A 26,677-nucleotide genomic window follows, 5' to 3' on the forward strand; every position below is an offset into this window, starting at 1 on the left:
TGTCAACAGCGGTGCTGCCGGTGGAAACTGGGGTTTTTCAACCGGAGTAGTTGTCTCGGGAAGCAAAAAGGGTATTTTGGCCCGGCTCCGCCGATGCACGTGTAAACAGGGACCTGGAACGTTTGATTAGAATTTCCATTGATGTCATGGGGGGGGATGTCGGGCCGGAAGTCGCGATTGGAGGCGCTGCCCAGTCGCTGATGCGGCATCCCGATATCAGCTTTCTCCTCTACGGCAGGAAGGACGCGATCGAACCGATTCTCGCAGGCTATCCGAAGCTTGCCGAGCGATCACAGGTCATCGATTGCGAAGTCACCGTAGAGATGGATGAGAAGCCGAGCCAGGCGCTCAGGCGCGGCCGTAATGTTTCCAGCATGTGGCGCGCGATCGACGCGGTCAAGGAAGGCCAGTCCGATGCCGCCGTCTCCGCCGGCAATACCGGCGCGCTTATGGCGATGGCGATGTTCTGTCTCAAGACCATGCCGGCAATCGACCGCCCGGCGATCGCCGGCATCTGGCCGACGCTCAGGGGCGAGAGCATCGTGCTCGATATCGGCGCCACGATCGGCGCCGACGCCAAGCAATTGCTCGATTTCGCGCTGATGGGCGGGGCAATGGCCCGCGCGCTGTTCGAGATCAAGAAGCCGACCGTCGGCCTCGTCAATGTTGGCGTCGAGGAGGTCAAGGGCGTCGAACAGGTCAAGGAAGCCGGCAAGCTCTTGCGCGAGGCCGATATCGACAATCTCGAATATGCCGGTTTCGTCGAGGGCGACGATCTCGGTCGCGGAACCGTCGACGTGTTCGTGGTCGAGGGTTTTACCGGCAATATCGCGCTGAAGACCGCCGAGGGCACGGCCCGCCAGATCGCGGAATATCTGCGCTCCGCGATGTCGCGAACCTGGATGACGCGGCTCGGCTATGTGCTCGCCCGCGGCGCGTTCCAGATGCTGCGCGACAAGCTGGACCCGCGCAAGGTCAATGGCGGCGTGTTTCTGGGGCTCAACGGCATCGTCATCAAGAGCCATGGCGGCACGGATGCGGAAGGCTACGCCTCGGCGATCGATGTCGCCTATGACATGGTCCATAACGGTCTGCAGGCCAAGATCCAGCATGATCTGAACGAGTACCACGCCCGTAATGAATCACCGATGGGGCCGGAAGCGGCCTGAGGCCGGCGACGCCGGATAAACGCAGCCCGCGGCTGCCAATAAGGAAAAGAAACATGACCCGTTCAGTCGTTTGCGGTTTCGGTTCGGCCCTGCCCAGACGCGTCGTGACCAACGAGGAGCTCCAGAAGCTTGTCGATACCTCCGATAGCTGGATCCAGCAGCGCACCGGGATAAAGCAGCGCTATATTGCCGGCGAGGGCGAGACCACGGCTTCGCTTGGCGAGGCCGCCGCGCGCGCAGCCCTTGCCAATGCCGGTCTGAGCCCCGATGACATCGACCTCATCGTGGTCGCGACCTCCACACCCGACAACACCTTCCCGGCCACCGCCGTCAATATTCAGCATCGCCTGGGGATGAACCACGGCTTCGCCTTCGACATGCAGGCGGTCTGCTCGGGTTTCGTCTACGCGGTGACGACGGCGGACAATTTCATCCGCGCGGGGCGGGCGAAGCGGGTTCTGGTGATCGGCGCCGAGACATTCTCGCGCCTGCTCGACTGGACCGACCGCACCACCTGCGTGCTGTTCGGCGATGGCGCCGGCGCGATCATCCTTGAGGCCGCGGACGACGCGGCGGCCGGCGATCGCGGCATCATTGCCGCCAGCCTGCGGTCCGATGGCGCGCATTGCGAAAAGCTCTATGTCGATGGCGGCGTATCGACGACGGGCGATATCGGCCATTTGCGCATGCAGGGCCGCGAGGTCTTCAAGCACGCGGTCGGCATGATCACCGACGTGATCGTGGCCGCGTTCGACGAAGCCGGCATCACCGCTGACGAACTCGACTGGCTGGTGCCGCATCAGGCCAATCGCCGCATCATCGAGGGCTCGGCCAAGAAGCTCGGCATCCCGATGGAGAAGGTCGTGGTCACGGTTGACCAGCACGCCAATACCTCCGCCGCCTCGATCCCGCTGGCCCTAGCGGCAGCCGCTGGCGATGGCCGGATCAAGCGCGGCGACACGGTGATGCTGGAGGCCATGGGCGGTGGGTTCACCTGGGGCGCGGTGCTTTTGCGCTGGTAGCGGCGCTCATCGCGGATTCCGTCCCATCAGGCGCTTGACCGCCATGCCGGTCGGCAATAGTGTCTATGCGACGGGGAAATAGACAAAAATCGGGATGCGGTAATGCCTGGCAAAACTGTGACGCGCGCGGATCTGGCCGAATCGGTTTTCCGCAAGGTGGGACTTTCGCGAACGGAATCCGCCGAACTGGTGGAAACCGTGATCGATGAAATCTGCGACGCCATCGTGCGCGGCGAAACGGTCAAGCTCTCCTCTTTCGCGACCTTCCAGGTGCGCGACAAGAACGAGCGAATCGGCCGCAATCCCAAGACCGGCGAGGAAGTGCCGATCTCGCCCCGCCGCGTGATGACCTTCAAGGCGTCCAACGTGCTGAAGCAGAAGATCCTGAAGTCGCACCTGACGCGCCGCAACAAGGCCGAGAAGGCCGCCGCCAAGTCGGCGGGCTGAATCTCAAACCCAAAATTCCAGTTCCGTCTTGTCATCGCGGTTCATTCGCGGTGAAATGATTGCGATTCGATTGTAGCGGGGAGCGTTTGACTGGCATGGACAAAAGTCCCGAGGCGTTTCGCACCATTTCCGAGGTTGCCGAAGAACTGGAACTGCCGCAGCACGTGCTCCGGTTCTGGGAAACGCGCTTTACTCAGGTCAAGCCGATGAAACGCGGCGGCGGGCGGCGCTATTACCGGCCCGAGGATATCGAGCTGCTGAAGGGCATCCGCCACCTGCTCTACGATCACGGCTACACCATCAAGGGCGTGCAGAAGCTTTTGAAAAGCAATGGCAATCGCTTTGTGACCGCCGTCGGCAGCGGCGATGCCGAGCTGATCGAGGCGCTGGCGCCGCAACCCGAGGCCCGTAAGGAGGATCAGCATTCGATCTTCGACGATGACCAGGTCGTCGGCCGGCCCAAAAAGGCAAGCGGAAAGAGCTTTTTCCGGCGCGCCAAGGAAGGCGAGGGCGATGTCGATCCCGCGTTCGGCCTTGCGCGTTCCGACGACGCGATGTTGAAGGAGGTGCTCTCCGACCTTCTGGAATGCAAGCGTCTTCTCGATCAGGTGCGATAGCTACCGCCAAAAACATGCCGGTTTGATCGACGTCATCCAATTATCGCGCTTTTCGTGTAGCGATCCCTTGGTACACGCATATTGCCAAACCGCCCGCGTTCTGTTTCCACTTATGGTGGCGAGACCGTGCGGTCTCGCAAGCGCCTTTGCTGGAGTTGGACGATGGCTGATGAAGCGGCAGGAACGGACCTCGAAAACGCGCCGGTCGACGCGGTTGTGGATGAGCTGAAAACTGATATCGCGTCCGGCCTTTCCGAGGACGAGGCCTCCAGGCGACTTGCGACCTATGGCCCGAACGCGCTGCCGGAGAAAAAGACCAGTCTGGCGCGGCAGATCCTGCGGCACTTCGTCGGGCCGATCGCCTTCATGATCGAGGCGGCGGCGCTGGTCTCGCTTCTGCTCGGCGATATGGGCGATTTCGTCATCATTTTCGGCCTGCTGCTCTTCAATGCCGGCCTCGAATTCTATCAGGACAGCAAGGCCACCAATGCGCTTGCGGCGCTGAAGAACTCGCTCGCCCCGCAGGCAAGCGCGTTGCGCGGCGGCGTTGTCAAGACGGTGGATGCCGCGACGCTTGTGCCGGGCGATATCGTCAACATTCGCCTCGGCGGCATCGTGCCGGCCGATATCAGGCTGATCTCCGGCGACTATGCCTCGATCGATCAGGCCGCGCTCACCGGCGAATCGCTGCCCGTCACCAAGAAGGTTGGCGATCTCGCCTATTCCGGCAGCGTTGTGAAGCAGGGCGAGATGGCCGGCGTCGTGATCGGCACGGGCGGCAACACGTTTTTCGGCCGCACGGCCAGGCTGGTGGCGGGCGCGGGCGCGGTCAGCCAGGCGCAGAAGGCGATGTTCCACATCGGCAATTTCCTGATCGTGCTCGCCGTGGTTCTGGCGCTGATCATGGTCGCCGTTCAGGTCTATGTCGACATCGTGAAGGCCGACAATTGGGGCCTTGCGGATGCGCTGGCGATCCTGCAATTCGTGCTGGTGCTGCTGGTTGCCTCGATCCCGGTGGCCATGCCCGCCGTGTTTTCGATCACCATGGCGCTCGGCGCGTTGGCGCTGTCGAAGGAAAAGGCGATCGTCTCGCGGCTTTCCTCGATCGATGAAATGGCTGGCGCCGACATCCTCTGCTCCGACAAGACCGGCACGCTGACCAAGAATATCCTGACGCTCGGCGAGCCGATCCCGCTTGATGGCGTCGATTCCGCCGAGATCGTGTTCTGCGGCGCGCTCGCCGCACGCGCCGAGGACAGCGACGCGATCGACGGCGCGGTGATTGCGGCGCTGCCGGACAAGATGGTGCTTGGAAAGTACCGGCTGTCGCGGTTCACGCCGTTCGACCCGGTCTCGAAACGCACGGAGGCGTCTGTCGCCGGGCCGGATGGCAAGACGTTCCTGGTCTCCAAGGGCGCGCCGCATGCGATCGTGGCGCTTTGCGGCGGGGAAAATGCCGCGGCGGTCGATGCCCATGTGGCGGAACTCGGCGAAAAGGGCTACCGCGCGCTCGCCGTGGCGCGCTCGGATGATGACGGGGCGCATTGGCAACTCCTCGGCATCCTGCCGATGTACGATCCGCCGCGCGATGATTCCAGGCAGACCATCGACAATGTCCGCGCCAAGGGCGTGACGGTGAAGATGATTACCGGCGACGACACCGCGATTGCGCGCGAGACCGCCCGCCAGCTTGGCCTCGGCGCAAATATCCTTGCCGCGGCGGATGTGTTTCCCAAGGACATGGACCCCGACAATGTGCCGGGTCCGATCGCCAACCGCATCCTGACGGCGGATGGTTTCGCGCGCGTCTTTCCCGAGCATAAATACGCCATCGTCAAGACATTCCAGAAGAATGGTCATCTGGTGGCGATGACTGGTGACGGGGTCAATGACGCGCCGGCGCTGAAACAGGCCGATTGCGGGATCGCGGTCTCGGGCGCGACCGATGCCGCGCGCTCCGCCGCGGCGCTGATCCTCACCGCTCCGGGGCTTTCGGTGATCGAAAACGCCATCGACGAGGCCCGGCGGATTTTCGGACGGATCACCAGCTACACCGTCTATCGCGTGGCGCTGACCATGACGATCATGTTCCTGGTGGTGCTGTCGACGATCTTCCTCGGTTTCCAGCCGCTGACGCCGATCATGATCGTGCTGATGTCGCTGCTCGACGATATCCCGATCATGACGGTGGCCTATGACAATACCACCGTGTCGGATCAGCCGATCCGCTGGCGGATGCCGCATCTGCTGACGGTCTCGGCCGTGCTTGGCTTCGCCTCGATCGTCCAGTCCTTCGGGCTTTTGCTGATGGGCATGGAGGTGATGTCGGAGCCGGCGCGATGGCCGGGGCTTGGCATTACCGACACTGCGCATCTGCAATCGATGATGTTCCTGCAGCTTGTGGCCGGCGGTCATCTGCTGCTTCTGGTCGCGCGCAAGGAAAACTGGTTCACGAAGAGACCCTATCCTGCGCCGCCTCTGATGATCGCCATGGTCGCCACGCAGCTGGTGGCTGTGCTGATGTGCGGTTTCGGCATTCTGGTGCCGCAAATCCCGTGGCTGCTGATCGGCCTCGTCTGGATCTACCTGATCGTCTGGCTGTTCGTGCTCGGGCTGGTGCGGATCGGCATTGACCAGGTGCTGGAAAACCGCAGCGCGCGGCGGGCGATGTCGATCGATGTGATGAACGAGCGCCTGTTCCGCTAGAGCCTTTCCGCATTTCACGGAAACGCGGGAAGGCTCTATCTCTTTGTTTTTACGCAATTCCGGACGGTGAACCGGTGTCCACTTCACCTGGAATTGCTCTAACAAGAATTTGCTGCCGTTTTTGTTGCTCGTGCGTTAGATTTCATGACAGCGCAGAGCATGGGAGTATGTCATGGATTTCCGTAAGAAGCTTGCCATCGAGCCTGGCAGCACGGTTTCGCTTGCCGATATCAATCCGGAACAGGATGGCGGGATCGAGAGCAAGGAGGAGGGCAAGGAGAAGCTTTCCGGCATACTGGACGAAATCACGCCGCTCCAGGAAATGCTCTATGCGGAAAAGAAGCATGCGCTGCTGATCGTGCTGCAGGGCATCGATGCCGCCGGCAAGGACGGCGTCTGCTGGCACGTGATCCGCGCCATGAACCCGCAGGGCACCTATGTGGCGAGCTTCAAACAGCCGACAGAGGTCGAAAAGGCGCATGATTTTCTCTGGCGCGTGCACCAGCGCGTGCCGGCCATGGGGCAGGTCGCGGTCTTCAACCGCTCGCATTACGAGGATGTACTGGTGGCGCGGGTGCACAATCTCGTTTCAAAGCAGGTTTGGTCGAAGCGCTATCACGAGATCAACAATTTCGAGGAATTCCTGACCGAGAACGGCGTCACCATCGTCAAGTTCTTCCTTTATATTTCCAAGGATGAGCAGCTCGAACGGTTCGAGAAACGGCTGGAGGACAAGGACCGGCAGTGGAAGATTTCGGCTTCCGATTATGCCGAGCGCGATCGCTGGGATGAGTATATCGAGGCCTATGAGGCGATGCTATCGCATTGCTCGACAGCCCATGCGCCCTGGTATGTGATCCCGGCAAACCGCAAATGGTTCCGCAATCTCGCCGCCGCCGATATCATCCACCGCGCTATGCTCGACATGCAGATCGAAAGCCCGCGGCCGACGGTGGATATCGATGAAATCTATCGGCGCTATCATCACGCCGTGCGGGAGGCGTAAGCGCTTTGGTTCGGGCGGAAAGCACGGCGCGGTCGAGCCTCTGACAAGAGGCCCTGACCGCAGGATTTTTTATCGCGGTTTGATACTCTTCAGGGAGATGGTGCTTCTTATCTTTGTTTCTGGTTGATTGCTATTGTCGGTTGTGTAAAGTGGTAGTTGCTTTTAACGGCTTGCAAGGAGCCGGTTATGCGTATTTTCAAGTGCAAGAAGTGCCATCATCATCTTCGATATGGCACCAATGATTGTTCGATCTGCTACACACCCTCGCCGATTGCCAACAGGAAATGGGCCCTGCCGGCGTTTCTTGTCGTGATCATCGGTCTGGTCGCGGTTCTTATTTCTTTCTTCTGATCGATTTTCATGCCCGGCTGACGGCGTCCAGCCCGCGCCGTCTTTCCTGCAAACAATGGCTGTCTGAAAACCTGTCGCGGTTTTTGTGCGCAAACCCGGTTTTGCCTCTTGCGCCTGCGTGAGCGAAAGTCTAAAGGGGACGGGCCGTCTAGACGGTTGGTCGGGGTGTAGCGCAGCCCGGTAGCGCACTTGACTGGGGGTCAAGGGGTCGTGGGTTCGAATCCCGCCACCCCGACCATTTCTCCGGATTTTCTTCTCGATTTGGATCGTCTTCCGCGTCCCCCGTTTGCGGGACTGCGACAACGCGCCGTTGGCAATCGCCGGCCGGAATTGCTACAGGGAACGCGATGAGACGACAGCAGCAAGACTGGGAGCGGATCGATGAGCGTTGAGGGCAAGGGGAGCTGCTGTGCGGTATCCCGCAACAGTGAAAAACCTGCTATTGAGGCCGCTCCGATCATCCCGGCAGGCGTCGGTGAACGCTCCAACGCGATTGCCCTTCCAGGCGGGCGCAGCCATGTCGGCATTGATAATCCCGCGATCCCGCAGGATGGCGAGGGGCCGGCGCGCTTCGTCAAGCTCAATCCCTTCGCCCTCGAGGCGCAGACCGTCACGATCAGGCGCTTTGCGGAATTCGTCGATGCGACCGGTTATGTCTCCGAGGCCGAGCGCTTCGGCTGGTCCGCCGTGTTTGCCGGCCTGGTCTCGAAAGATACAGAGGTGATGGGCAGTGCCCCCGACACGCCGTGGTGGTGGCGGATCGACGGCGCCTGCTGGCGCCACCCGGAGGGCCCCGGCAGCAGCGTCGAGGACCGGCTCGATCACCCCGTCACCCAGGTCTCCCACGCCGATGCGGTGGCGTTTGCAACCTGGGTTGGCGGAAGGCTGCCGAGCGAGGCGGAATGGGAGCGGGCGGCCCATGGCGGCGTCGTCGGCCGCAAATTCGTCTGGGGCGATGAGGAACCGACCGACACCAAGATCTTCTGCAATATCTGGCAGGGGCGTTTTCCCGATCACAATACCATGGCTGACGGCTATATGGGCACCGCGCCGGCGCGATCCTTCGAGCCGAACGAGGGCGGGTTCTACAACATGGCCGGCAATGTCTGGGAGTGGACCGCCGATCCCTATCGCATCCGCTCGCTCTCCCGCCACGCCAAGCAGCGCAATGCCGCAGCCGTTGCCGCCGATGAGCGCCTGCTCAAGGGCGGCTCGTTCCTCTGCCATTACAGCTATTGCTACCGCTACCGGATCGCCGCGCGCATGGCGCTGACGCCGGACAGCGCCGCCAGCAATGTCGGTTTTCGCGTCGCCTACGACGCCTGATCAGCCGAGCTCGCTTTCGGGCCGGTGCGGCATGCGTTCGGGATGAACGCCCGCTTGTTTCAGGGTCCGCTCCAGCAACTGCTCGTAGATCGGCTGTCCGCCGAGCCAGCGGGCCGCGACATTGGCGGTGACGCATGTGGCGATCAGCGGCAGCGTCATGGTGTAGGCCCCCGTCAGTTCCAGCGTCAGCGCGACGCCGACCACCGGCGCGCGCACCGAAGCCGAAAACAGCCCGCCCATGGCGGCGATGCCGAAGGCGAGCGGAATGGCGGTTCCTTCCGGCAGCACGCCTTCCAATATTGTACCAAAGGCAAGGCCGATCGCGATGGCGAGCGCCAGCATGGGCGCGAAGATGCCGCCGGGTGTGCCTGCGGAATAGCTCACCACCATGGTGGCGAACCGCAAGACCGCAAGCAGCAGAAGCGCGCTCAGCACGACATGGTCGCGGGCAAGCGAGACGATCACGTTCTCGCCGCCGGTGACGGCGCGCGGAAACAGGATGAACAGCGCCCCGATCGCAAGCCCGATCAGCGCCGGCATGAGGTAGGGAATGCGCTTGTGCATCGCGATGGTGAAGCCGGAAACGCTCATCAGGCTGGCGTTGAGCGCAACGCCGACGAAACCGAGAAGCACGCCGAGAACAACGAAGGCCGGGAGCAGGGCCAGCGCGGGCGTGGCGACCGACATCGAGAAATCCGGAGCGGTGCCGCCGATCACTTCCGTCATCACGGTGGAGAAGAAGGCGGCGACGATGACGCCCATATAGCTGCGGAAGTTATAGGGAAACTGGTTGTGCGTTTCCTCGATGATGAACAGCACGGCGGCGAGCGGCGCATTGAAGGCGCAGGCAAGACCGGCGGCCGCTCCGGCACCCAGCAGGCCGCGCCTTTCGGTATCCGAGACCTTGAAGAAATCCGTGGTCGCCGCCGCGATCGACGCGCCGATATGGATCGTCGGCCCTTCTCGTCCGAGCACAAGGCCGGATGACAGGGCCCCGATGCCGGTGAGGAACTTGACCGGCAGAACCCGGCGCCAGCGCACATTGCGCAGATTGCTCATCGCGCCTTCGATTTCCTGCACGCCGCTGCCGGCGGCCTCCGGCGCGTAGCGGCGCACGACGGCGACCATGGCGACGGTGACGACCATGGTGATCAGCGCCGCCGCCAGAACGAGCCAAGGCCCGTGCAGAAGACGCCCCAGCGCCTGCGGCCAGGTCGACAGCCGGTCGATTGCAAGGTGGAAAAACGAGCCGATCGTGCCCGTGACAATGCCCGTCACGGCCGCCATAGCGATAAAGCGGGTCTCCGCGCGTCGGTCGCGCCCCTCAAGCGCTGCGTCTTCCGGTTCGCTCATCTTGCGCGTGCCGCGCTGAGGCGCGCCGAAGTTGGTCTGTGCATATATGGCCCCTCTTTCTGATTGCACTATGCAGACTGAAAATGTCTTGTCCAGAGCGCCGCCAGCAGCACGCGTCCTCATCCAGCGGCATAGTTTGCTGTTGATTGCATGCAGCTTTCGGGCAAGACTCCGGCCCGATCGAAAACGGCCTGCAAAGAGGGGACATGAATGGACCGCGAACACGATCCCAGCCAGCTTGAAATGGTGGTGCTGATGACGCCGGACATGGCGAATTTTTCCGGCAAGGTGCATGGCGGCGCGCTGTTGAACCTGCTCGACCGCGTGGCCTATTCCTGTGCGGCGCGCTATTCACAGGATTATGCGGTGACGCTGTCGGTGGATCAGGTGACGTTTCGCGAGCCGATCAATGTCGGCGAACTCGTCACCTTGCGGGCATCGGTGAACTATACCGGCCGCACCTCGATGGAGATCGGCATCAGGGTCGAGGCGGAGGAGGTGCGCAGCGGCCATCGCCGCCACACCAATTCCTGTTATTTCACCATGGTCGCTGTGGACGCGCATGGCAAGCCGACGCCGATCCCGAAGCTCGACCTCAACACGCCGGACAAGGAGCGCCGCTTCAAGGAGGCGCAGATGCGCCACCAGTTGCGCCGCGAATATGAGAGCCGGTTCAAGGAGTTGAAGGCGGATTAGAGCAATTCCAGGTGAAGTGGACACCGGTTCACCGTCCGGAATTGCGTAAAAACAAAAAGATAGAGCCTTTTCGCGTTTCCGTGAAACGCGAAAAGGCTCTAGAGCACTGCAAGCTGCAGCGCGTATGCGATAATGCCCCGCGACGGCATGGATCCGTCGCGGGGCGTCTCCTCAGTAATACGGCGAAACGCACTGCTGCCTTGGCCCATGATAGGGCTGGTAGGTGTTGTCGGAGACGCGGTACGATTTGTAATGATCCTCGCACCATTGATAGTGCTTCGGATTGATCGTCGGCGTGGTCGCGGTATTGACAGTGTTGTCGTTGTTGGTCGCCGCAACAACGCCGCCGCCGATCAGCGCGCCCGCCGCAAACGGTACCCAGGCGGTGCCGTTCCAGCCCCAGCCCGGTCCATAGGGGCCATAGGGCGGGCCGTACCAGTAGGGGCCAAGTGCTGCCGGTCCGTAATAGGGACCCCAATTGGGCGGCGGCGGACCATGCCAGTGCGGCGGCGGCGGGCCGTGCCAATGCGGGGGCGGGCCGCCATGCCAAGGCTGGCCATAAGGCGCGCGAACCGGGCCGGGGCCGCGCGGGCCGCCATCATGCGGACCATTGTGCCAGTGGGGCGGAGGGCCCTGCCAGTGGGGGCTGCCGCCGCCATGAAAGGCCGGGCCGAAGCCCGGGCCATGCGGCGCAAACCCGCCGTGAAAACCACCGCCGTTAAAGCCGCCATGAAAGCCGCCGCCGTGGAAACCGCCTGCCGGGTGGGCAAGCGCTGCCATCGGCGAAAGGGCAAGCGCCGCGGCCGCCACAACGGCCACAAGTTTACTGCGTGCAAGTCCGAACATCGCATTCCTCCTGCATCTCGAACAAAAACCGCCACGCGATCATTATAAAACCGCAGGTAGCATTTCTTTGCTGAACGCAAGCTGAATAATTCGGGACCTCGCCCACCCGGGTTTCTCAGCCGTCCTCCATGCCCAGGAGCACGTTTGCGACATTGTGGCCGATCTCGGTGACGCCGTAGCCGCCTTCCATGACGGTCACGATCGGCAGGTCCGACGCCGCCAGAACCGCACCCATGCGCTGGAAATCGGGCGTGGTCAGCCGGAAGAAGGAGATCGGATCCTTCTCGAAGGTATCGACGCCGAGCGAGACCACCAGCGCCTCCGCGCCGAAATCCGCGATCCGCTTCATCGCGCTTTCCAGCGCCGCGCGATAGGCGTTCCACGGCGTGTTGCGGGGCAGCGGAAAATTGGCGTTGAAGCCTTCGCCCCTGCCTTTGCCGGTTTCCTCCGCATGGCCCCAGAAATAGGGGAACGCATCGTCCGGATCGCCATGGAGCGAGGCGAAGAAGATATCGTCGCGCTCATAGGTGATGTCCTGCGTGCCGTTGCCGTGGTGAAAGTCGACATCGAGGATCGCGACCTTCGCCGCGCCGTGATCGATCAGCCGCTGGGCGGCGATCGCGGCATTGTTCAGGAAGCAGTAGCCGCCGAAGAGATCGATGCCGGCATGGTGGCCCGGCGGGCGGCAGAGCGCGAAGACGTGGCGATTGCCGGCGGTGATATGATCGGCCGCCGAAATCGCGCAGTCATTGGCGGCAACGGCTGCCCGGTAGGTGCCGTCGGTGATCGAGGTCTCGACCGAATTGGCGTAATAGCCGAGCAGCCCGTCGATATTCTTCGGCGGGCGGGCGTGGTAGGAGCGGCGGACGGGCAGCGAAATCGGGATCGCCTCGCTGGTGAAGCCGGCAGCAGTCCAGCGCTCCCATATGGTTTCCAGAAATTCGAGATAGCCGGCATCGTGAAGCTTGCCCGCGACCGAAAGGCCGTGCGCCTCGGGCGCGACAATGTCCGAAAACCCGTTCTCCTGCAGCGCCGCCAATATCCATTCCGCCCGGAACGGCCCTTCGAACGGCTTCACCAGTTCGCCGCCATGCAGCTCGGTTTTGGCATCGCGGAACTTGTGGTCCTCGGAATAGATAATACGCATGGTTCAAGCCTTCCCTGTTGACGTTCTCATAGCGCATCTGCGGGAAGACAGGAATCGCTTTCAGTGCATCATCGGGGCATCGAGGTGTCTTAGCTTGTCGGGATTGCGGATGACATAGATCGCGGCGATCTTGCCGTCGCGGGGCAGGAGGGCGGTGACCTGCAACTCGCCATCCGCTTCGCGCGTGACGAATCCCGGCAGGCCGTTGACATAGCATAGTCGCACGAGCTCCGTGTGCTGCGTCCAGGCGATCTCGGCAAGTCGTTCATGGATGGTGATGATATCCTCGACGCCGGTGACAACCCGGAATGCCGCCGACCGCTTGCCGCCTCCATCGGCATGAAAGCTGGCATCGGCCACCAGCATGTCGCGCAAAGCGGCAATGTCGCCGCTGCGCGAGGCCGCGTGAAAGGCGCGGGCGACATCGAGACCCAACTGAGGTTCGACCGGGAAGCGGGGCCCGTCTTCGCGAACATGGGCGCGGGCGCGGGCCGCAAGTTGTCGGCAGGTCTGCGGGCTGCGCTCCAGAGCGTCGCCGACGGCGGCGAAATCAAGGCCGAAGACGTCATGCAGCAGGAAGGCGGCGCGTTCCAGCGGCGAAAGCCGTTCAAGCGTCAGCATCAGCGGCAGGGTGAAGTCGACCTCCGGCTCCTCCTCGATCGCCGGCTCCGGCAGCCAGGGACCGATATACGTCTCGCGTTGCGCCCGCGCCGATTTCAACTGGTCGAGGCAAAGCCTCGAAACCATGCGCCGGAGAAAGGCTTCGTCGGATCGTATCGCGGCGTGGTCGGCCTTCATCCAGCGGATGAAGGCCTCCTGAACCATGTCTTCGGCATCGGCGTGGGAGCCCAGCATGCGATAGGCCATCCGCTTCAGAAGCGGGCGATGCTTCTCGAAAGCTGTCGTTGCTGCCCTGCCATGATCGGTGAGCATCAGGCCGCCGCCGCCGGTTCGAACCACATTTTGAAACCGATCGCGATACGGTTCCAGCCATTGATCACATTGATCATCATTGTCAGCTTTACCTGCTCCTCGGGGCTGAAATGTCGCGCCAGTTCGTCATAGGTGTCCTGCTCGACCGATGCCTCTGAAATCCGGGTCAGTGCGTCGGTCCAGGCGAGCGCCGCGCGTTCGCGTTCACTATAGCACGGCGCCTCGCGCCATGCGGAGAGAAGGTAGATGCGCTGTTCGCTCTCGCCGGCACGGCGTGCTTCGGCGGTGTGCATGTTCAGGCAATTTGCGCAGTTGTTGATCTGGGAGGCGCGGATTTTCACCAGTTCGACAAGCTCTTGTTCAAGACTGCCGGCAATCTCGGTGGAAAAGCCGAGCCATTTGCGGGCAATGTCGGGGCTGGAGGCAAAGATATCGACGCGGGCATTCATGGGGATACTCCTTTCAAGGTTTGCATCTCCATGACGATCGCGCGCCGCCAAACGTGACATCGGCCAGGAAAAAAAGTTGAATGCTCGCGATAGCGGGCCTGTTTGGGTTGGCGTCAGACCCCGAGCCGCTTGTAGAAAAACGTCGTGCCGCAATAGCCGCCATCCGGATAGAGCGCGTATTCGGGCACAACGCCCACGCGCTGCCAGCCGAGGCGGGGATAGATCGCTTCGGCAGCGCTTCCGGTCGCGGTGTCGAGCACCATCAGCCAGCGGTCGCGTTTCAGGCATTCCGCCTCCAGCCGCTCCATCAACAGGCGGGCGATGCCCCGGCCGCGCATGTCGCGGCGCACGATCAGCTTCATCACATCGCCGCGATGCGGCTGGTTGGGCTTGCGCGCGAACCCGGCCTGCACCGTGCCGACGATATCGTCTCCGTTCGCCGCCACGGCGAGCACGGTGAAACCGTCCCCCAAGCCATCGGCAACCCCCTGCCAGAAGGCGCGGGCTTCGGAGCGGTCATAGGGCGCCATGAAACCCATCGAAGCGTTGTCCTCGATGCTGTCGCGCAGGAGTTCGCTGAGCGCCGGGATCGCGGCCACGGCTTCCTCGGCGGATAGAAATCTGATGGTCGTCATGACGCTCCTTATCGCGTGCGTTCGATGATGACGGCGTAGAGCACATCGGTATCGCCGGCATTGGCAAAGCTGTGCGGATCGGCGACCGGCATATAGAGGCAGTCTCCCTTGAACAGGAGATGGGTCTCCTCGCCGATCTCGACTTGCAACGTCCCGCTCATGATCCAGATATGCTGGCTCAGCCCGTCTGCGCCGTGTTTGGGCGGATAGGAAATGCCGCCGCCGACCGGAAAGCGTATCAGCACGATGTCGACGCCGGAACCGGTGCCGGATGGCGAGATCGAGCGGCGCGAATAGCCGGTTTCAGGATCGCGCCACACCGGCTGGTCGACCCGGCGCGAGAGCGGATCGACGGGCCGGTCGGCATCGGCGAAGAACGCCGACAGCGTGGTGCCGAGCGCGGCGCAGAGCTTCGCCAGAATGAGCGCCGAGGGCGAGGCCTCCGCCCGCTCGATCCGCGAGATCATCGCCCGGCTGACGCCGGAGGCTTCCGCCAGCCCATCCAGCGTGAAGCCGCCGGCGGTGCGAAGGCGCTTGAGGTTGACGGCAATGGCGTGGTCAAAGGTGAGGTCTAGATTTTCCATGATGAGATCATGGAATTCTATTATCTTAGAGTCAAGGGTGTGATCATAGAAACGGCCTGCCATGAGAAGCTGCCTTTATGGCGGGATTACCGTGAGCCGCCATATCAGTTCCTGCAGACGCTCGTCTTCTGATCTCGCGGTCCCGCCCGCAATTTCGCTTTGAAGATGCCGCGTCCACTGCTATATGCGCGCGCATGAGCACAAATGAAGATCGCGTTCCACTCGACCATATCCGCAACTTTTCCATCGTGGCCCATATCGACCACGGCAAGTCGACGCTTGCCGACCGGTTGATCCAGATCTGCGGGGGGCTGGCCGAGCGTGAAATGTCGGCGCAGGTGCTCGATAACATGGATATAGAGCGCGAGCGCGGCATCACCATCAAGGCCCAGACCGTGCGCCTGCACTACAAGGCGAAGAACGGCGAGACCTATGTGCTGAACCTGATCGACACGCCCGGCCATGTCGACTTCGCCTATGAGGTCTCGCGCTCGCTTTCGGCCTGCGAGGGCTCGCTGCTGGTCGTCGACGCCTCTCAAGGGGTTGAGGCCCAGACGCTCGCAAACGTCTATCAGGCGATCGACAACGATCATGAACTGGTGACCGTGCTGAACAAGGCCGACCTGCCGGCCGCCGATCCCGAGCGGGTGAAGGAGCAGATCGAGGATGTCATCGGCATCGATGCCTCCGACGCGCTGCTGATTTCCGCCAAGACCGGCATGGGCGTGCCGGACGTTCTGGAAGCCATTGTCCACAAGCTTCCGCCGCCGAAGACGGAAAAGGGCGCGGACGCGCCGCTGAAGGCGCTGCTGGTCGATAGCTGGTACGACACCTATCTCGGCGTCGTGGTTCTGGTGCGCGTCATCGACGGCGTGCTGAAGAAGGGCCAGACCATCCGGATGATGGGCACGGATGCGAAATATCCGGTCGACCGCGTCGGCGTGCTGACCCCGAAAATGCTGGTGGTCGACGAACTCGGCCCCGGCGAGATCGGCGTTATCACCGCCTCGATCAAGGAAGTGGCCGATACCCGCGTCGGCGATACGATCACCGAGGACAAGCGCCCAACCGAGACCATGTTGCCGGGCTTCAAGCCGGCGCAGCCGGTGGTGTTCTGCGGCCTGTTCCCGGTCGATGCCAATGATTTCGAGGATCTGCGCGCCGCCGTCGGCAAGCTGCGCCTCAATGACGCGTCGTTCTCCTACGAGATGGAAAGCTCGGCCGCCCTCGGCTTCGGCTTCCGCTGCGGCTTTCTCGGCCTGCTGCATCTCGAAATCATCCAGGAGCGGCTGGAGCGCGAATTCGATCTCGATCTGATCGCAACCGCGCCCTCCGTGGTTTATGAACTGACCATGACCGATGGCCGCGAGATCGAGCTGCACAATCCGGCCGACATGCCGGACGTGGTCAAGATCGCCGAAATCCGCGAACCGTGGATCAAGGCGTCGATCCTGACGCCGGACGATTATCTCGGCGGCATCCTCAAGCTCTGCCAGGACCGTCGCGGCGTCCAGACCGATCTGACTTATGTGGGCAACCGCGCGATGCTGGGCTACGAGCTTCCGCTCAACGAGGTCGTGTTCGATTTCTATGACCGGCTGAAGTCGATCTCCAAGGGCTATGCCTCGTTCGACTACCATCTCGCCGATTACCGCGCCGGCAATCTCGTCAAGATGTCGATTCTCGTCAATGGCGAGCCGGTCGATGCGCTGTCCATGCTGGTCCACCGCACGGCTGCCGAGAAGCGCGGCCGCGACATGTGCGAGAAGCTGAAGGAACTGATCCCGAAGCACATGTTCAAGATCCCGATCCAGGCCGCGATCGGCGGCAATGTGATCGCGCGGGAGACCATCTCGGCGCTGCGCAAGGACGTAACCGCCAAGTGCTATGGCGGCGATGCCTCGCGCAAGCGCAAGCTGCTCGACAAGCAGAAGGCCGGCAAGAAGCGCATGCGCCAGTTCGGCAAGGTGGAAATCCCCCAGGAAGCCTTCATCGCCGCGCTGAAGATGAGCGACGAGTAAGGGCTTGGGTTAATCCGGTTCAGCCGAAGCGCAATTGTTTTTCGGTTCCTGGCTTTTTACGGAACTCTCAAATTCAATCTCTCCCCTTGAGGGAGAGATGCCCCGAAGGGGCAGAGAGAGGTGAACCCTATCCGAGAGCACGGCGTTCGCGGCCTCTGCCCATACCCCTCTCTGTCGCTTGCGCGACATCTCCCCCAAAAGGGGGAGATTGGGAACGGTGGGGTCTCAGGTGAGGGGACGCCTCGTGATTCGGCGCTTATCGGTTAAAGATATGCAGTTCGTCAGCCCGTGCTCAGGCTCGACGCCCGTTCGCCCCGTCACTCCGCCGGCGGGGTTGCGGTGGCTGCGGCGCCGAGGGGGCGGATGCGGAGTTTGGTGATGCGGTTCTTCTCGCGTTTCATCACGATGAAGCGCTTGCCGTAGAAGGTGAAGGACTGGCGCTCCTCGGGGATGGTCTGGCTTTCGTGGATGACGAGGCCTGCGATCGTGGTCGCTTCCTCGTCGGGCAGGTTCCAGTCGAGCGCGCGGTTGAGGTCGCGGATCGGAACCGTGCCGTCGACCACGATCGAGCCATCGGCCTCCTGCTGCACGCCGGAGATTTCCAGATCGTGCTCGTCGGCGATATCGCCCACGATTTCCTCGAGAATATCCTCCAGCGTGACGATGCCCTGCACCTCGCCATATTCGTCGACCACCACCGCGATATGCACCTTGCGGCGCAGAAAGGCGTTGAGCTGGTCCTTCAGATTGGTGCTGTCGGGCACGAACCACGGCTTTTGCGACACCTTGACGATATCGATGGTGGAGGGTGCGGCATGCGGTTCGGCGAGCGCGCGCGAGAGGTCCTTGGAATGGACCACGCCGATGATGTTGTCGATCGAACCGCGCCAGACCGGAAGGCGGGTATAGGGGCTTTCGAGCACGGTCTTGACCGCCTGTTCCGGCGGGTCGTCTGCATTGACGGCGCGCATGGCGGTGCGGTGGATCATCACGTCGGAGACTTCGAGTTCGCCGAGATCGAGCACGCCGCCGAGGCGGTCTCGGTCGGCCTTGATCACAGAGCCCTCGCGGTGGAGAAGATCGACCGCGCCGCGCAGTTCCTCATGCGCGGTCAGCATTTCCGTGCCCTTGGTCAGAGTCACGCCGAAGACGCGCAGGATGCCGCGGACGACGATGTTGACGAGGCTCGAAAGCGGACCGACCACCAGAACGAACACCCGCACGAAGGGCGCCACGACAAGCGCGAACCGGTCGGTGGCCGAGATCGCCCAGCTTTTCGGCAGCACCTCGGCGAAGATCACCAGAAGCGTCGTCATGATCAGTGTCGCATAGGCAACGCCCTTGTCTCCGAAAATGCTCAGGAACAACGTGGTCGTCAGTGACGAGGCGAGAATGTTGACGAGGTTGTTGCCGATCAGGAGCGCGCCGATCAGCCGGTCGCGCCGGGCGATCATGGCATTGACGAAGCCGGCGCGGCGGTCGCCCTGCTGCTCCAGCGTATGCATGCGCGCCCGCGAGACGGCGGTCAGCGCCGTTTCCGAACCGGAGAAGAAGGCCGAGACCACGATCAGGGCGAAAATGATCGCCATGGTGAGGCCGTAGTCGGAGAAGAATTGCGAAATATCGCCTGTGGTCATTGCGGATGTTTTTCCGTCAGAAACGCCAGAACCTCGGAAGGCGGCACATCATCTGCGATGAAGGCTTCTCCGATGCCGCGGGTGAGAATGAAGGTCAGCTTGCCGCCCTTCACCTTTTTGTCCTGGCCGATGGCATCCAGCATTATATCAGGCGGTGGCAGGTCCCCGTCAATATCGCCAAGCGATGTCGGCAGGCCGGCCTCCTTCAGGTGACTCGCGATTCGTTTGGCGTCGTCCGGGCTTGCGAGGTTCATGCGCGCGGAAAATTCGTGCGCCAGCACCATGCCGATCGCGACGCCCTCGCCGTGGACCAGCCGGGCGCTGTCGTAACCGGTGGCCTTTTCCAGCGCGTGCCCGAAGGTGTGGCCGAGGTTCAGCAGCGCGCGCCGGCCGTTTTCGCGCTCGTCGGCGGCAACGACGGCGGCCTTGGCCGCGCAGCTTTGCGCGATCGCCTCGATCCGGGCATCGCCGCCGGCAAACACCGCCTCGCGGTGCTTTTCCAGCCAGTGGAAGAAGTCGGGCTGGTCGATCAGCCCGTATTTGACGACTTCGGCATAGCCCGCGGCGAATTCGCGCGGGCTCAGCGTATTGAGCGTTGTGGTGTCGGCGAGCACCAGATCGGGCTGGTGGAAGGCGCCGATCAGGTTCTTGCCGTGGCGCGAATTGATACCGGTCTTGCCGCCGACGGAACTGTCGACCTGGGCCAGCAGCGAGGTCGGGACCTGGATGAAGCGCACGCCGCGCCGGGCGATGGCGGCGGCAAAGCCGGTGAGATCGCCGATCACGCCGCCGCCGAGCGCGATCACCGCGTCGGAACGTTCGATCCGGGCTTCGAGGATGAAATCGACCACGGCGGTGAGGTTGTCGAAGCTCTTTGTTTTTTCGCCCGCCGCAAGCGTCATCGCGAACGTCTCGATGCCGTCGGTCTGCAGGCTTTCGACGAGCGTATCGAGGTAGAGCGGCGCGACATTGACGTCGGAGATGATCGCGACCTTGCGGCAGTCAAGCCGGGCGAGCGTCTCGCCGCCGGCGCTGGTCAGAAGGTCCGGGCCGATCAGGATGTCATAGCTGCGGTCGGCGAGATCGACGCGGACGATCCGCTTGTCGGATACGCTTTCAGTCATGGGACTATTTTCCTTCATCAACGGCGGCGAGCGCCTTCAGCACATCGCGCATCACGGCTTCCTTGCGGACATTGCGGGAGTGGACGATGACGTCAGCCTCGGCATAGACCGGATAGCGCTTGTCCATCAGATCCTTGAGCGTCTGCTTCGGGTTCTCGGTCTTCAAAAGCGGGCGGGTCTGGCGGCGCTTGACCCGGTCCCACAATGTCTCGAGGTCGGCCTTCAGCCACAGCGACAGGCCGGAACGGGCGATCAGTTCGCGGTTCACCGGATTGATGAACGCACCGCCGCCGGTGGAGACGATCGCCGGCCCTTCCGCCAGCACGCGCTCGATGACCCGCGTTTCGAGCGCCCGGAATTCCGGCTCGCCATAGGCCGCAAAAATATCGGCGATCGACATCTGGGCGGCGGATTCGATTTCGTGGTCGGTGTCGATATAGGGCAGGCCGAGCTGGGCGGCGACGAGCTTGCCGATCGCGCTCTTGCCGGCGCCCATCAGGCCGACCAGGATCAGATTGCGCCCGGCAAGGCCGGCAATCGCCTTTTGCCGCAGTCCCGCGCCGCCGGTATCTTGTTTTACGTTCATAGCGTGCCCATTCTTGTCCTGCCACGTATCGGCAAATGCCGTGATGGCGTCAAGGCGAAGGGCGTCGAATTCCGGTTTCAGATGGCAGGGAGTTAAACGCATTGGATCTTTCCGGCGCCCATATCGAGGCGTTCATCGAAATGCTGAGCGCGGAGCGCGGGGCGGCAGTCAATACGCTTGCCGCCTATCAGCGCGATCTCGACGATTACCGTGATTTCATGATTGATCGCGGGGTTGCGGTCGATGACGCGGCTTCCGGCGACGTTTCGGCCTATCTCGCGGACCTTGCAAAACGCGGCTTTGCGGCCACGTCCCAGGCAAGGCGGCTTTCGGCGCTGAAGCAGTTCTATCAGTTTCTCTATGCCGAAGGCCTGCGCGGCGACGATCCGACCGGCGTCATCGATGCGCCGAAAAAGGCGCGGCCGCTGCCGAAAACCCTTTCGGTCGCCGATGTCGACCGGCTGCTGGATCAGGCGGCGGCCGAGGCCAGCGCCCCCGGTCCACAGCATTTTGAGAAGCTGCGCATGAGCGCGCTTCTGGAGACGCTTTATGCCAGCGGCATGCGGGTTTCCGAGCTCGTCACGCTGCCGGCGAACGTGATGAAGAAGAAGGAGCGGTTCCTCACGGTGCGCGGCAAGGGCAACAAGGAGCGCGCCGTGCCGCTGTCGCTGAGGGCGCTGGAGGCGCTCACGGCATTCGACGCCGAGCGGCAGAAGGCAGCGGGCGACGACGAGAACCCCTATCTGTTCGCCTCGAGAGGCGCTGCCGGGCATCTTTCGCGCCAGGTCTTCGCCCGCGACCTGAAAGGCTTGGCCGCGCGGGCGGGGCTCAGGACCACAGCGATCTCGCCGCATGTGCTGCGCCATGCCTTCGCCAGCCATCTGCTGCAGAACGGCGCGGACCTGCGCGCGGTGCAGGAAATGCTCGGCCATGCCGATATCTCGACCACCCAGATCTACACCCATGTGCTGGAAGAAAGGCTAAGGGAACTGGTGGAAATGCATCACCCCCTTGCAAAAGAAGCCAAAAAACGGGATTAAGCGGCACAATATTGTAAGTGGAAGCCCGAGAACGCGGTTCCGGGCGCGGCGGAAAACCCAGGGAAATTGCGACAATGTACAGCTATCTCGATTTCGAAAGGCCGATCTCCGACCTGGAGGCCAAGATTATCGAGCTGAAGAAACTGGCCGACGACGGCGAGAGCATCGACACGTCGGAAGAGATCGCGCGCCTGGAAACCCGCGTCAGCGAGGCGATGACCGATATCTACGGCAAGCTTTCGCCGTGGCAGAAGGCGCAGGTGGCCCGCCACCCCCAGCGCCCGCACTTTCTCGACTATGCCAAGCGGCTGTTCACCGAGTTCACCACGATTGCCGGCGACCGCAATTTCGGCGAGGACGCGGCGATCCAGGCGGGCCTTGCCCGGTTCCGCGGACGCCCGGTCGCCGTGATCGGCGAGGAAAAGGGCCACGACACCAAGAGCCGCCTGAAGCATAATTTCGGCATGCCGCGGCCGGAAGGCTACCGCAAGGCGATCCGCCTGATGGAGCTCGCCGACCGCTTCAACCTGCCGGTGATCTCGATCGTCGACACGCAGGGCGCCTATCCGGGCGTCGGCGCTGAAGAGCGCGGACAGGCCGAAGCGATCGCGCGCTCGACCCAGATGTGCCTCAGGCTCGGCGTGCCGATGATCACGCTGGTGATCGGCGAGGGCATGTCGGGCGGCGCGATCGCGATTGCGGCGGCCAACCGGGTCTATATGCTGGAGCACGCGATCTATTCGGTGATTTCGCCGGAAGGCGCGGCCTCGATCCTGTGGCGCGATTCCGCCCGCGCCAAAGAAGCGGCCACCAACATGAAGATCACCGCCCAGGATCTGAAGGGTTTCGGCATCGTCGAGGAGATCATCCCCGAGCCGGTCGGCGGCGCGCATCGCCATGCCGATACCGTGATCGATGCTTCGGGCGACCAGATCGCCGAGGGGCTCAACGAATTCGAAGGCAAGTCTTCCGAGGAAATCCGCAATATGCGGCGGCAGAAATTCCTTGCCATCGGCCGCAATCTCTGAGGGCTGCGCGCTCTTGCCGGGTTGCCGCCATCGGGGCGGAAAGAAAGAGTTAACGCTTTCTTGAAGTTTGACTGTGCATTATGGTGCCACTCAGCGGCGGGCGACCGTTGCGTTTGAAAGCAAAATCCGGCAGGTTCTATCCATGCGCTTGACTGTACTGGCCCCGATAATGTTCGCCGCTGTGGCGCTGACGGGCTGCAACAGCTTTTTTGACAGTACCGACTTCTCCTCCGTGCAGGAGAAGATGAACTATTCTTTGCCGTCTTCCATGGTGGCGAAGATGAGCAAGTACGACATGGCCAAGAACGCGCCGATCACGATCCGGATTTTCAAGGAAGAGGGCGTTCTCGAAATCTGGAAGCAGAAGCGCGACGGCACCTATGGCGAACTCGAGACCTACGAGATCTGCGCCTGGTCCGGCAAGCTCGGCCCGAAGAAGAAGGAGGGCGACCGGCAGGCGCCCGAGGGCTTCTATCCGCTCTCCAAGGGTCTTCTGAACCCCTATTCGCAATATTTCCTGGCGATCAATACCGGCTATCCGAACCGCTATGACCGCGCCAACCAGTTCACCGGCTCCGATCTGATGATCCACGGCGCCTGCTCCTCGCGCGGCTGCTATTCGATGACTGACGAGCAGATACTGGAAATCTTCGCCTTCGCGCGCGATGCCTTTTCCGGCGGCCAGCAGGCGATCATGCTGCAGGCCTATCCGTTCCGCATGACCGCGGAAAACATGGTGCGCCACCGCTATAACGAAAACTATCCCTTCTGGCAGATGCTGAAGGAAGGCTACGACTATTTCGACGTGACCCACAAGATTCCGGACGTCGATGTCTGCGGCGGCGAATATCTGTTCAACAAGGACCCGGTCAATGGCGGCGATCTCGCCTCCGATCGCGCCTGCCCGGTCATGGCGTCCAATCTTTCCGCCCAGGACAAGATGGCGCTGGCTCAGAACCAGAGCGACTATCAGAAGCAATTTGCCAAGGCGCTCGCCGAGAACGACGACAAGGTCTGGATCGATCCGAGCGAAGCGGAACGCAAGGCCATCGTCGCCGATCTGCGCGAGGATCCGACCGATGCGCTCTACCAGCCCACCGGTTCCTCGCTGGAAGCCGGCCGCTTCGTGACCGTGGAACAGTACCGGATCTCGAAATACGGCCCGCTGGAAACGCCGGAAGATGTCGCTTCCGAAATCGATACCGTCACCCAGACGGCCGCGATCCCGGATGTTCCGGACGTGCCGGTTTCCTCTGCGGTGCCGATTCCCGAGCCGAGCCCGATGGCGGCCTATGCCGAGCCGGAGCAGCCCACGAAAGGCGACAGGCCTTTCTGGAAATTCTGGTGAGCGACGGCTTCGTGCCGAAGTCCTTCCATTATGATCTGAAGGGGCTGAAATGCCCTCTGCCGGCGCTCAAGACCGGCAAGCGTCTGGCCGAGCTTGCGCCCGGAAGCCTGCTGACGGTGGAAACCACCGATCCGCTTGCCGTGATCGACATACCCCATCTCTGCCAGCAGGACGGACACCGGCTGATCGAAAGCGAAAAGACCGAGAGCGGTCATCGTTTCGTGATCGCGCGATCGTGAACCCTGTCAGCGCCTGAAGCCGAAGGCCGCGAGCGGATTGTCCTCAAGTGCTGCCCGGTCCGGACGGTCGATCGCCGGCCGGTTCAGGAAGCTTGCGAAGAGATCTCGCACCGCCTTCTCGCTGAGGTCCGCGCCAATCACGACGATCCGCGTTTCAGGCGCGCAGTCCACCGGCCAGCCGGCGAGATAACGCGACGGATAGACAGTGGCGCCGACGCCGTGGATCACAAGCGGGCGAGGCTCGCCGGCAATCGCCAAGATCCCCTTGATGCGCAGGATATGGTCGCCGTGTTCGCGGGCAAGGCGATGCTGGAAGGCTTCGATGACCTGTCGCGACGGGAGCGCGCCCGCAAGAAGCGCGAAGGCGCGGATATGCTCGTCATGGCGATTGACGTCGTGATGGTGGTGGTCGTGGCCGGTTTCGGCCGCCCGCAGCCATTCGCCGACCTCGGCCGATTTGCGCGCCGGATCGAACAGGCCCGCGACCAGAAGGCCGGGACTGGCGGCCATCGGCGCCGCGCCGTCCACGATTTCCGCGGTCGGATTGATGCCGGCGAGCCGTTTGGCAAAGCTTGCCGCAACCTCGGTGGCGACGAGATCGGTCTTGGTGATGACGAGGCGATCGGCGACCGCGACCTGGCGGGCCGCTTCGTCATGGCGTTCCAGCGCCTCGATCCCGGTCACCGCATCCACCAGGGTCACCACGCCATCGACCGAAAAGGCGGCGGCGATCGCCGGATGCGCCATGATCGCCATCAGCACCGGAACCGGATCGGCAAGGCCGGTGGTCTCGATGATCACCCGGTTAACCGGTTTGATCTTCCCGGTCTGCATCCGGTCCAGCAGGTCGGCGAGCGTGTCGATCAGCTCGCCGCGGACGGTGCAGCACAGGCAGCCATTGGCAAGCTCGATGACCGAATCGCCGGAGCGTTCGACCAGAAGATGGTCGATGCCGACCGCGCCGAATTCGTTGATGATCACGGCCGCGTCGGCAAGCGCCGGATCACCGAGAAGGCGGTTCAGAAGCGTCGATTTGCCCGCGCCGAGAAAGCCGGTGACGATCGAGACGGGGATGGGATGCGATGGCTGATACATTCTGGCTTCTATTGCTCGGGCCGGGCATAGGGCAGCGGCACATAGGTGAGATTATCGAGCGCGCCCGCCACGGTTTCGGTGTCGTTCGGCAGGCGGAAGGCGTCGATGGTCGCGTATTCCTTCGGCAGCGGCTTCAGATAGGGCGACTTGAAGATGTAGTTGCCGTCCTCATCGCGGATATCGCCGCGGTCCTGGACGGCCTGCGCGCTGCAGACCTCGTTGGTGATATCGGCAACGGGGCGATCCGGAGCGGGCGGCGGCAGATAGCTCGAAAGCTCCGGCCCGGAACGGTCGTTGGACGTCAGCCCGGCCTGCAGCAGCTCGGCGGCCTTGTCGGCGCGCGCGGGCACGCTGTTGGCGCCGAAGGCGACGGCAATCACCTCGCGGCCGCCGCGCTTGGCCGAGGACACCTGATTATAGCCCGAGGCGCAGACGAAGCCGGTCTTCATGCCCGTGGCGCCGTCGAAATTGCCGACCAGCAGATTGGTGTTGCGGTATTTTCCGCTGTCGGCCGCTATGCCGGGGATGGTGAAATAATACTGGTATTCCGGAAAGTCGCGGCTCATGGCAAGCGCCAGCACAGCCATGTCGCGCGCGGTGGTATATTGGCCGGTCTGCGGATTGGCCATCGAGGTCATGCCGTTGGCGTTGACGAAATGGGTGTCGACCATGCCGAGTTGCTTGGCCTTTTCATTCATGCGCGCGATGAAGGCGTCGCGGCCGCCGATCGCGGCATCGGCCACGGCATGGGCGGCGTCATTGGCCGAATGCACCAGCATCATCTTCAGCGCGTTGTCGACCGACACGCGCGTGCCGGGGGCGAAATACATCTTCGAGGCGGGCTCGTTGGCGGCGGCGGCCGAAAAGGTGATCGCCGCGCGCGGATCGAGCCGACCCGCTTTCATGTCCTCGAATACGAGATAGGCGGTCATCAGCTTGGTGAGGGACGCCGGATACCATTTCTTGAACGGTTCATTGGCAAACAGCACGCGCCCGGTTTTGGCATCGACCACGATATAGGGATGAGCGAGCGCCGCCGCGCCGGCGGAAACCAGCGTTGCGAGCATTATTCCGGCGAACAGCACAGCGGCGGCCATCCTCCGACCAAGGTGCCGGGTTGTCGATTTCGTCCTGGCGATTTGAAACACGGTAGCTCTCTCTGCTTGCCTGTCGGCTGCTATCGATATACCCCTTGAAGGGCTCGTCTTCTTGATGCGGACACGTTTTGATCCCACTTAATATTAGCGTGTTTTACAACGAATTTTGCAAAAA

At 62.5% G+C, this 26,677-nt stretch carries 26 protein-coding genes and 1 tRNA gene; 15 read left to right on the forward strand and 12 right to left on the reverse strand.

Features of this window, described 5'->3' with window-relative positions; all coding sequences use genetic code 11:
* Window positions 1–122 precede the first annotated feature (122 nt).
* The 9 genes from plsX to Mame_RS10115 all read left to right on the forward strand — a co-directional run bounded on the left by plsX (window position 123) and on the right by Mame_RS10115 (window position 8,644).
* Complete coding sequence (gene plsX, locus Mame_RS10080; RefSeq protein WP_026173129.1) at window positions 123–1,169, forward strand: phosphate acyltransferase PlsX; 1,047 nt, start codon at window positions 123–125, stop codon at window positions 1,167–1,169.
* A gap of 53 nt (window positions 1,170–1,222) precedes the next feature.
* Window positions 1,223–2,191, forward strand: a complete 969-nt coding sequence (locus tag Mame_RS10085; protein WP_018062789.1) for a beta-ketoacyl-ACP synthase III — start codon at window positions 1,223–1,225, stop codon at window positions 2,189–2,191.
* 102 nt (window positions 2,192–2,293) lie between these two features.
* Window positions 2,294–2,638, forward strand: a complete 345-nt coding sequence (locus tag Mame_RS10090) for an integration host factor subunit alpha (RefSeq protein ID WP_018062788.1) — start codon at window positions 2,294–2,296, stop codon at window positions 2,636–2,638.
* A gap of 95 nt (window positions 2,639–2,733) precedes the next feature.
* Window positions 2,734–3,255: a MerR family transcriptional regulator gene (locus tag Mame_RS10095; protein ID WP_018062787.1), complete on the forward strand. Its 522-nt coding sequence runs from the start codon at window positions 2,734–2,736 to the stop codon at window positions 3,253–3,255.
* Window positions 3,256–3,417: 162 nt separating this feature from the next.
* Window positions 3,418–5,961, forward strand: a complete 2,544-nt coding sequence (locus Mame_RS10100; RefSeq protein ID WP_018062786.1) for a plasma-membrane proton-efflux P-type ATPase — start codon at window positions 3,418–3,420, stop codon at window positions 5,959–5,961.
* 172 nt (window positions 5,962–6,133) lie between these two features.
* Entirely contained in the window at window positions 6,134–6,967 is an 834-nt protein-coding gene (locus tag Mame_RS10105; RefSeq protein WP_018062785.1) for a polyphosphate kinase 2 family protein, read from the forward strand.
* A 186-nt stretch (window positions 6,968–7,153) separates the two neighbouring features.
* The gene (locus Mame_RS26660; RefSeq protein WP_018062784.1) at window positions 7,154–7,318 is read left to right on the forward strand and encodes a hypothetical protein; all 165 of its coding nucleotides are present in this window, start codon (window positions 7,154–7,156) and stop codon (window positions 7,316–7,318) included.
* Between the two features lie 161 nt (window positions 7,319–7,479).
* Window positions 7,480–7,556: transfer RNA gene (locus Mame_RS10110), tRNA-Pro, on the forward strand.
* Window positions 7,557–7,699: 143 nt separating this feature from the next.
* A complete protein-coding gene (locus Mame_RS10115; protein WP_018062783.1) occupies window positions 7,700–8,644 on the forward strand; it encodes a formylglycine-generating enzyme family protein in 945 nt (314 codons plus the stop codon).
* On the opposite strand, the gene clcA is transcribed toward Mame_RS10115, so the two are convergent.
* Entirely contained in the window at window positions 8,645–9,931 is a 1,287-nt protein-coding gene (gene clcA / locus Mame_RS10120; RefSeq protein WP_018062782.1) for a H(+)/Cl(-) exchange transporter ClcA, read from the reverse strand.
* Window positions 9,932–10,207: 276 nt separating this feature from the next.
* On the opposite strand from clcA, the gene Mame_RS10125 reads away from it, so the two are divergent.
* Entirely contained in the window at window positions 10,208–10,693 is a 486-nt protein-coding gene (locus Mame_RS10125; protein WP_018062781.1) for an acyl-CoA thioesterase, read from the forward strand.
* Window positions 10,694–10,864: 171 nt separating this feature from the next.
* On the opposite strand, the gene Mame_RS27615 is transcribed toward Mame_RS10125, so the two are convergent.
* From Mame_RS27615 to Mame_RS10155, 6 genes are all read right to left on the reverse strand, one after another.
* Window positions 10,865–11,539 (reverse strand): BA14K family protein, encoded by a 675-nt coding sequence (locus tag Mame_RS27615; RefSeq protein ID WP_051085051.1) that lies wholly within the window; start codon window positions 11,537–11,539, stop codon window positions 10,865–10,867.
* Between the two features lie 115 nt (window positions 11,540–11,654).
* Complete coding sequence (locus tag Mame_RS10135) at window positions 11,655–12,686, reverse strand: histone deacetylase family protein (protein WP_018062780.1); 1,032 nt, start codon at window positions 12,684–12,686, stop codon at window positions 11,655–11,657.
* Window positions 12,687–12,746: 60 nt separating this feature from the next.
* Window positions 12,747–13,619 (reverse strand): sigma-70 family RNA polymerase sigma factor, encoded by an 873-nt coding sequence (locus tag Mame_RS10140; protein ID WP_026173128.1) that lies wholly within the window; start codon window positions 13,617–13,619, stop codon window positions 12,747–12,749.
* Window positions 13,619–14,068 (reverse strand): carboxymuconolactone decarboxylase family protein, encoded by a 450-nt coding sequence (locus Mame_RS10145; protein WP_018062778.1) that lies wholly within the window; start codon window positions 14,066–14,068, stop codon window positions 13,619–13,621. Before Mame_RS10145 ends, Mame_RS10140 begins: the two co-directional genes overlap by 1 nt.
* Window positions 14,069–14,181: 113 nt before the next feature.
* Complete coding sequence (locus tag Mame_RS10150) at window positions 14,182–14,703, reverse strand: GNAT family N-acetyltransferase (RefSeq protein ID WP_018062777.1); 522 nt, start codon at window positions 14,701–14,703, stop codon at window positions 14,182–14,184.
* A gap of 8 nt (window positions 14,704–14,711) precedes the next feature.
* Window positions 14,712–15,287, reverse strand: coding sequence for a helix-turn-helix domain-containing protein (locus tag Mame_RS10155; RefSeq protein ID WP_018062776.1), 576 nt, complete (start codon window positions 15,285–15,287; stop codon window positions 14,712–14,714).
* A gap of 194 nt (window positions 15,288–15,481) precedes the next feature.
* Here Mame_RS10155 and lepA point away from each other — a divergent pair, with 194 nt between their 5' ends.
* Window positions 15,482–17,308, forward strand: a complete 1,827-nt coding sequence (lepA, locus tag Mame_RS10160) for a translation elongation factor 4 (RefSeq protein ID WP_018062774.1) — start codon at window positions 15,482–15,484, stop codon at window positions 17,306–17,308.
* 317 nt (window positions 17,309–17,625) lie between these two features.
* Here lepA and Mame_RS10165 read toward each other — a convergent pair whose 3' ends face one another.
* Genes Mame_RS10165 through Mame_RS10175 form a run of 3 tightly spaced genes read right to left on the reverse strand, consistent with a single transcriptional unit; the run spans window position 17,626 to window position 20,655 of the window.
* Window positions 17,626–18,945, reverse strand: coding sequence for an HlyC/CorC family transporter (locus tag Mame_RS10165; protein ID WP_018062773.1), 1,320 nt, complete (start codon window positions 18,943–18,945; stop codon window positions 17,626–17,628).
* Entirely contained in the window at window positions 18,942–20,069 is a 1,128-nt protein-coding gene (aroB, locus tag Mame_RS10170; RefSeq protein WP_018062772.1) for a 3-dehydroquinate synthase, read from the reverse strand. Before aroB ends, Mame_RS10165 begins: the two co-directional genes overlap by 4 nt.
* A 4-nt stretch (window positions 20,070–20,073) precedes the next feature.
* The gene (locus Mame_RS10175; RefSeq protein WP_026173127.1) at window positions 20,074–20,655 is read right to left on the reverse strand and encodes a shikimate kinase; all 582 of its coding nucleotides are present in this window, start codon (window positions 20,653–20,655) and stop codon (window positions 20,074–20,076) included.
* A 101-nt stretch (window positions 20,656–20,756) separates the two neighbouring features.
* On the opposite strand from Mame_RS10175, the gene xerD reads away from it, so the two are divergent.
* The 4 genes from xerD to Mame_RS10195 all read left to right on the forward strand — a co-directional run bounded on the left by xerD (window position 20,757) and on the right by Mame_RS10195 (window position 24,310).
* On the forward strand, window positions 20,757–21,695 hold the full coding sequence (xerD, locus tag Mame_RS10180; protein WP_018062770.1) for a site-specific tyrosine recombinase XerD: 939 nt from the start codon (window positions 20,757–20,759) through the stop codon (window positions 21,693–21,695).
* 74 nt (window positions 21,696–21,769) lie between these two features.
* Window positions 21,770–22,723, forward strand: a complete 954-nt coding sequence (locus Mame_RS10185) for an acetyl-CoA carboxylase carboxyltransferase subunit alpha (protein ID WP_018062769.1) — start codon at window positions 21,770–21,772, stop codon at window positions 22,721–22,723.
* 142 nt (window positions 22,724–22,865) lie between these two features.
* Window positions 22,866–24,071 carry a L,D-transpeptidase family protein gene (locus Mame_RS10190; protein WP_026173126.1) on the forward strand — a complete coding sequence of 402 codons (1,206 nt, stop codon included), beginning with the start codon at window positions 22,866–22,868 and terminating at the stop codon, window positions 24,069–24,071.
* Window positions 24,068–24,310, forward strand: a complete 243-nt coding sequence (locus tag Mame_RS10195; protein WP_018062767.1) for a sulfurtransferase TusA family protein — start codon at window positions 24,068–24,070, stop codon at window positions 24,308–24,310. Before Mame_RS10190 ends, Mame_RS10195 begins: the two co-directional genes overlap by 4 nt.
* A 6-nt stretch (window positions 24,311–24,316) precedes the next feature.
* On the opposite strand, the gene Mame_RS10200 is transcribed toward Mame_RS10195, so the two are convergent.
* Together Mame_RS10200 and Mame_RS10205 are read right to left on the reverse strand one after the other, a co-directional pair.
* Window positions 24,317–25,405 carry a CobW family GTP-binding protein gene (locus Mame_RS10200; RefSeq protein ID WP_018062766.1) on the reverse strand — a complete coding sequence of 363 codons (1,089 nt, stop codon included), beginning with the start codon at window positions 25,403–25,405 and terminating at the stop codon, window positions 24,317–24,319.
* 8 nt (window positions 25,406–25,413) lie between these two features.
* A complete protein-coding gene (locus Mame_RS10205; protein ID WP_018062765.1) occupies window positions 25,414–26,502 on the reverse strand; it encodes a D-alanyl-D-alanine carboxypeptidase family protein in 1,089 nt (362 codons plus the stop codon).
* Window positions 26,503–26,677 lie beyond the last annotated feature (175 nt).

It is taken from the genome of Martelella mediterranea DSM 17316 (assembly GCF_002043005.1).
Classification (GTDB): Bacteria; Pseudomonadota; Alphaproteobacteria; order Rhizobiales; family Rhizobiaceae; genus Martelella; species Martelella mediterranea.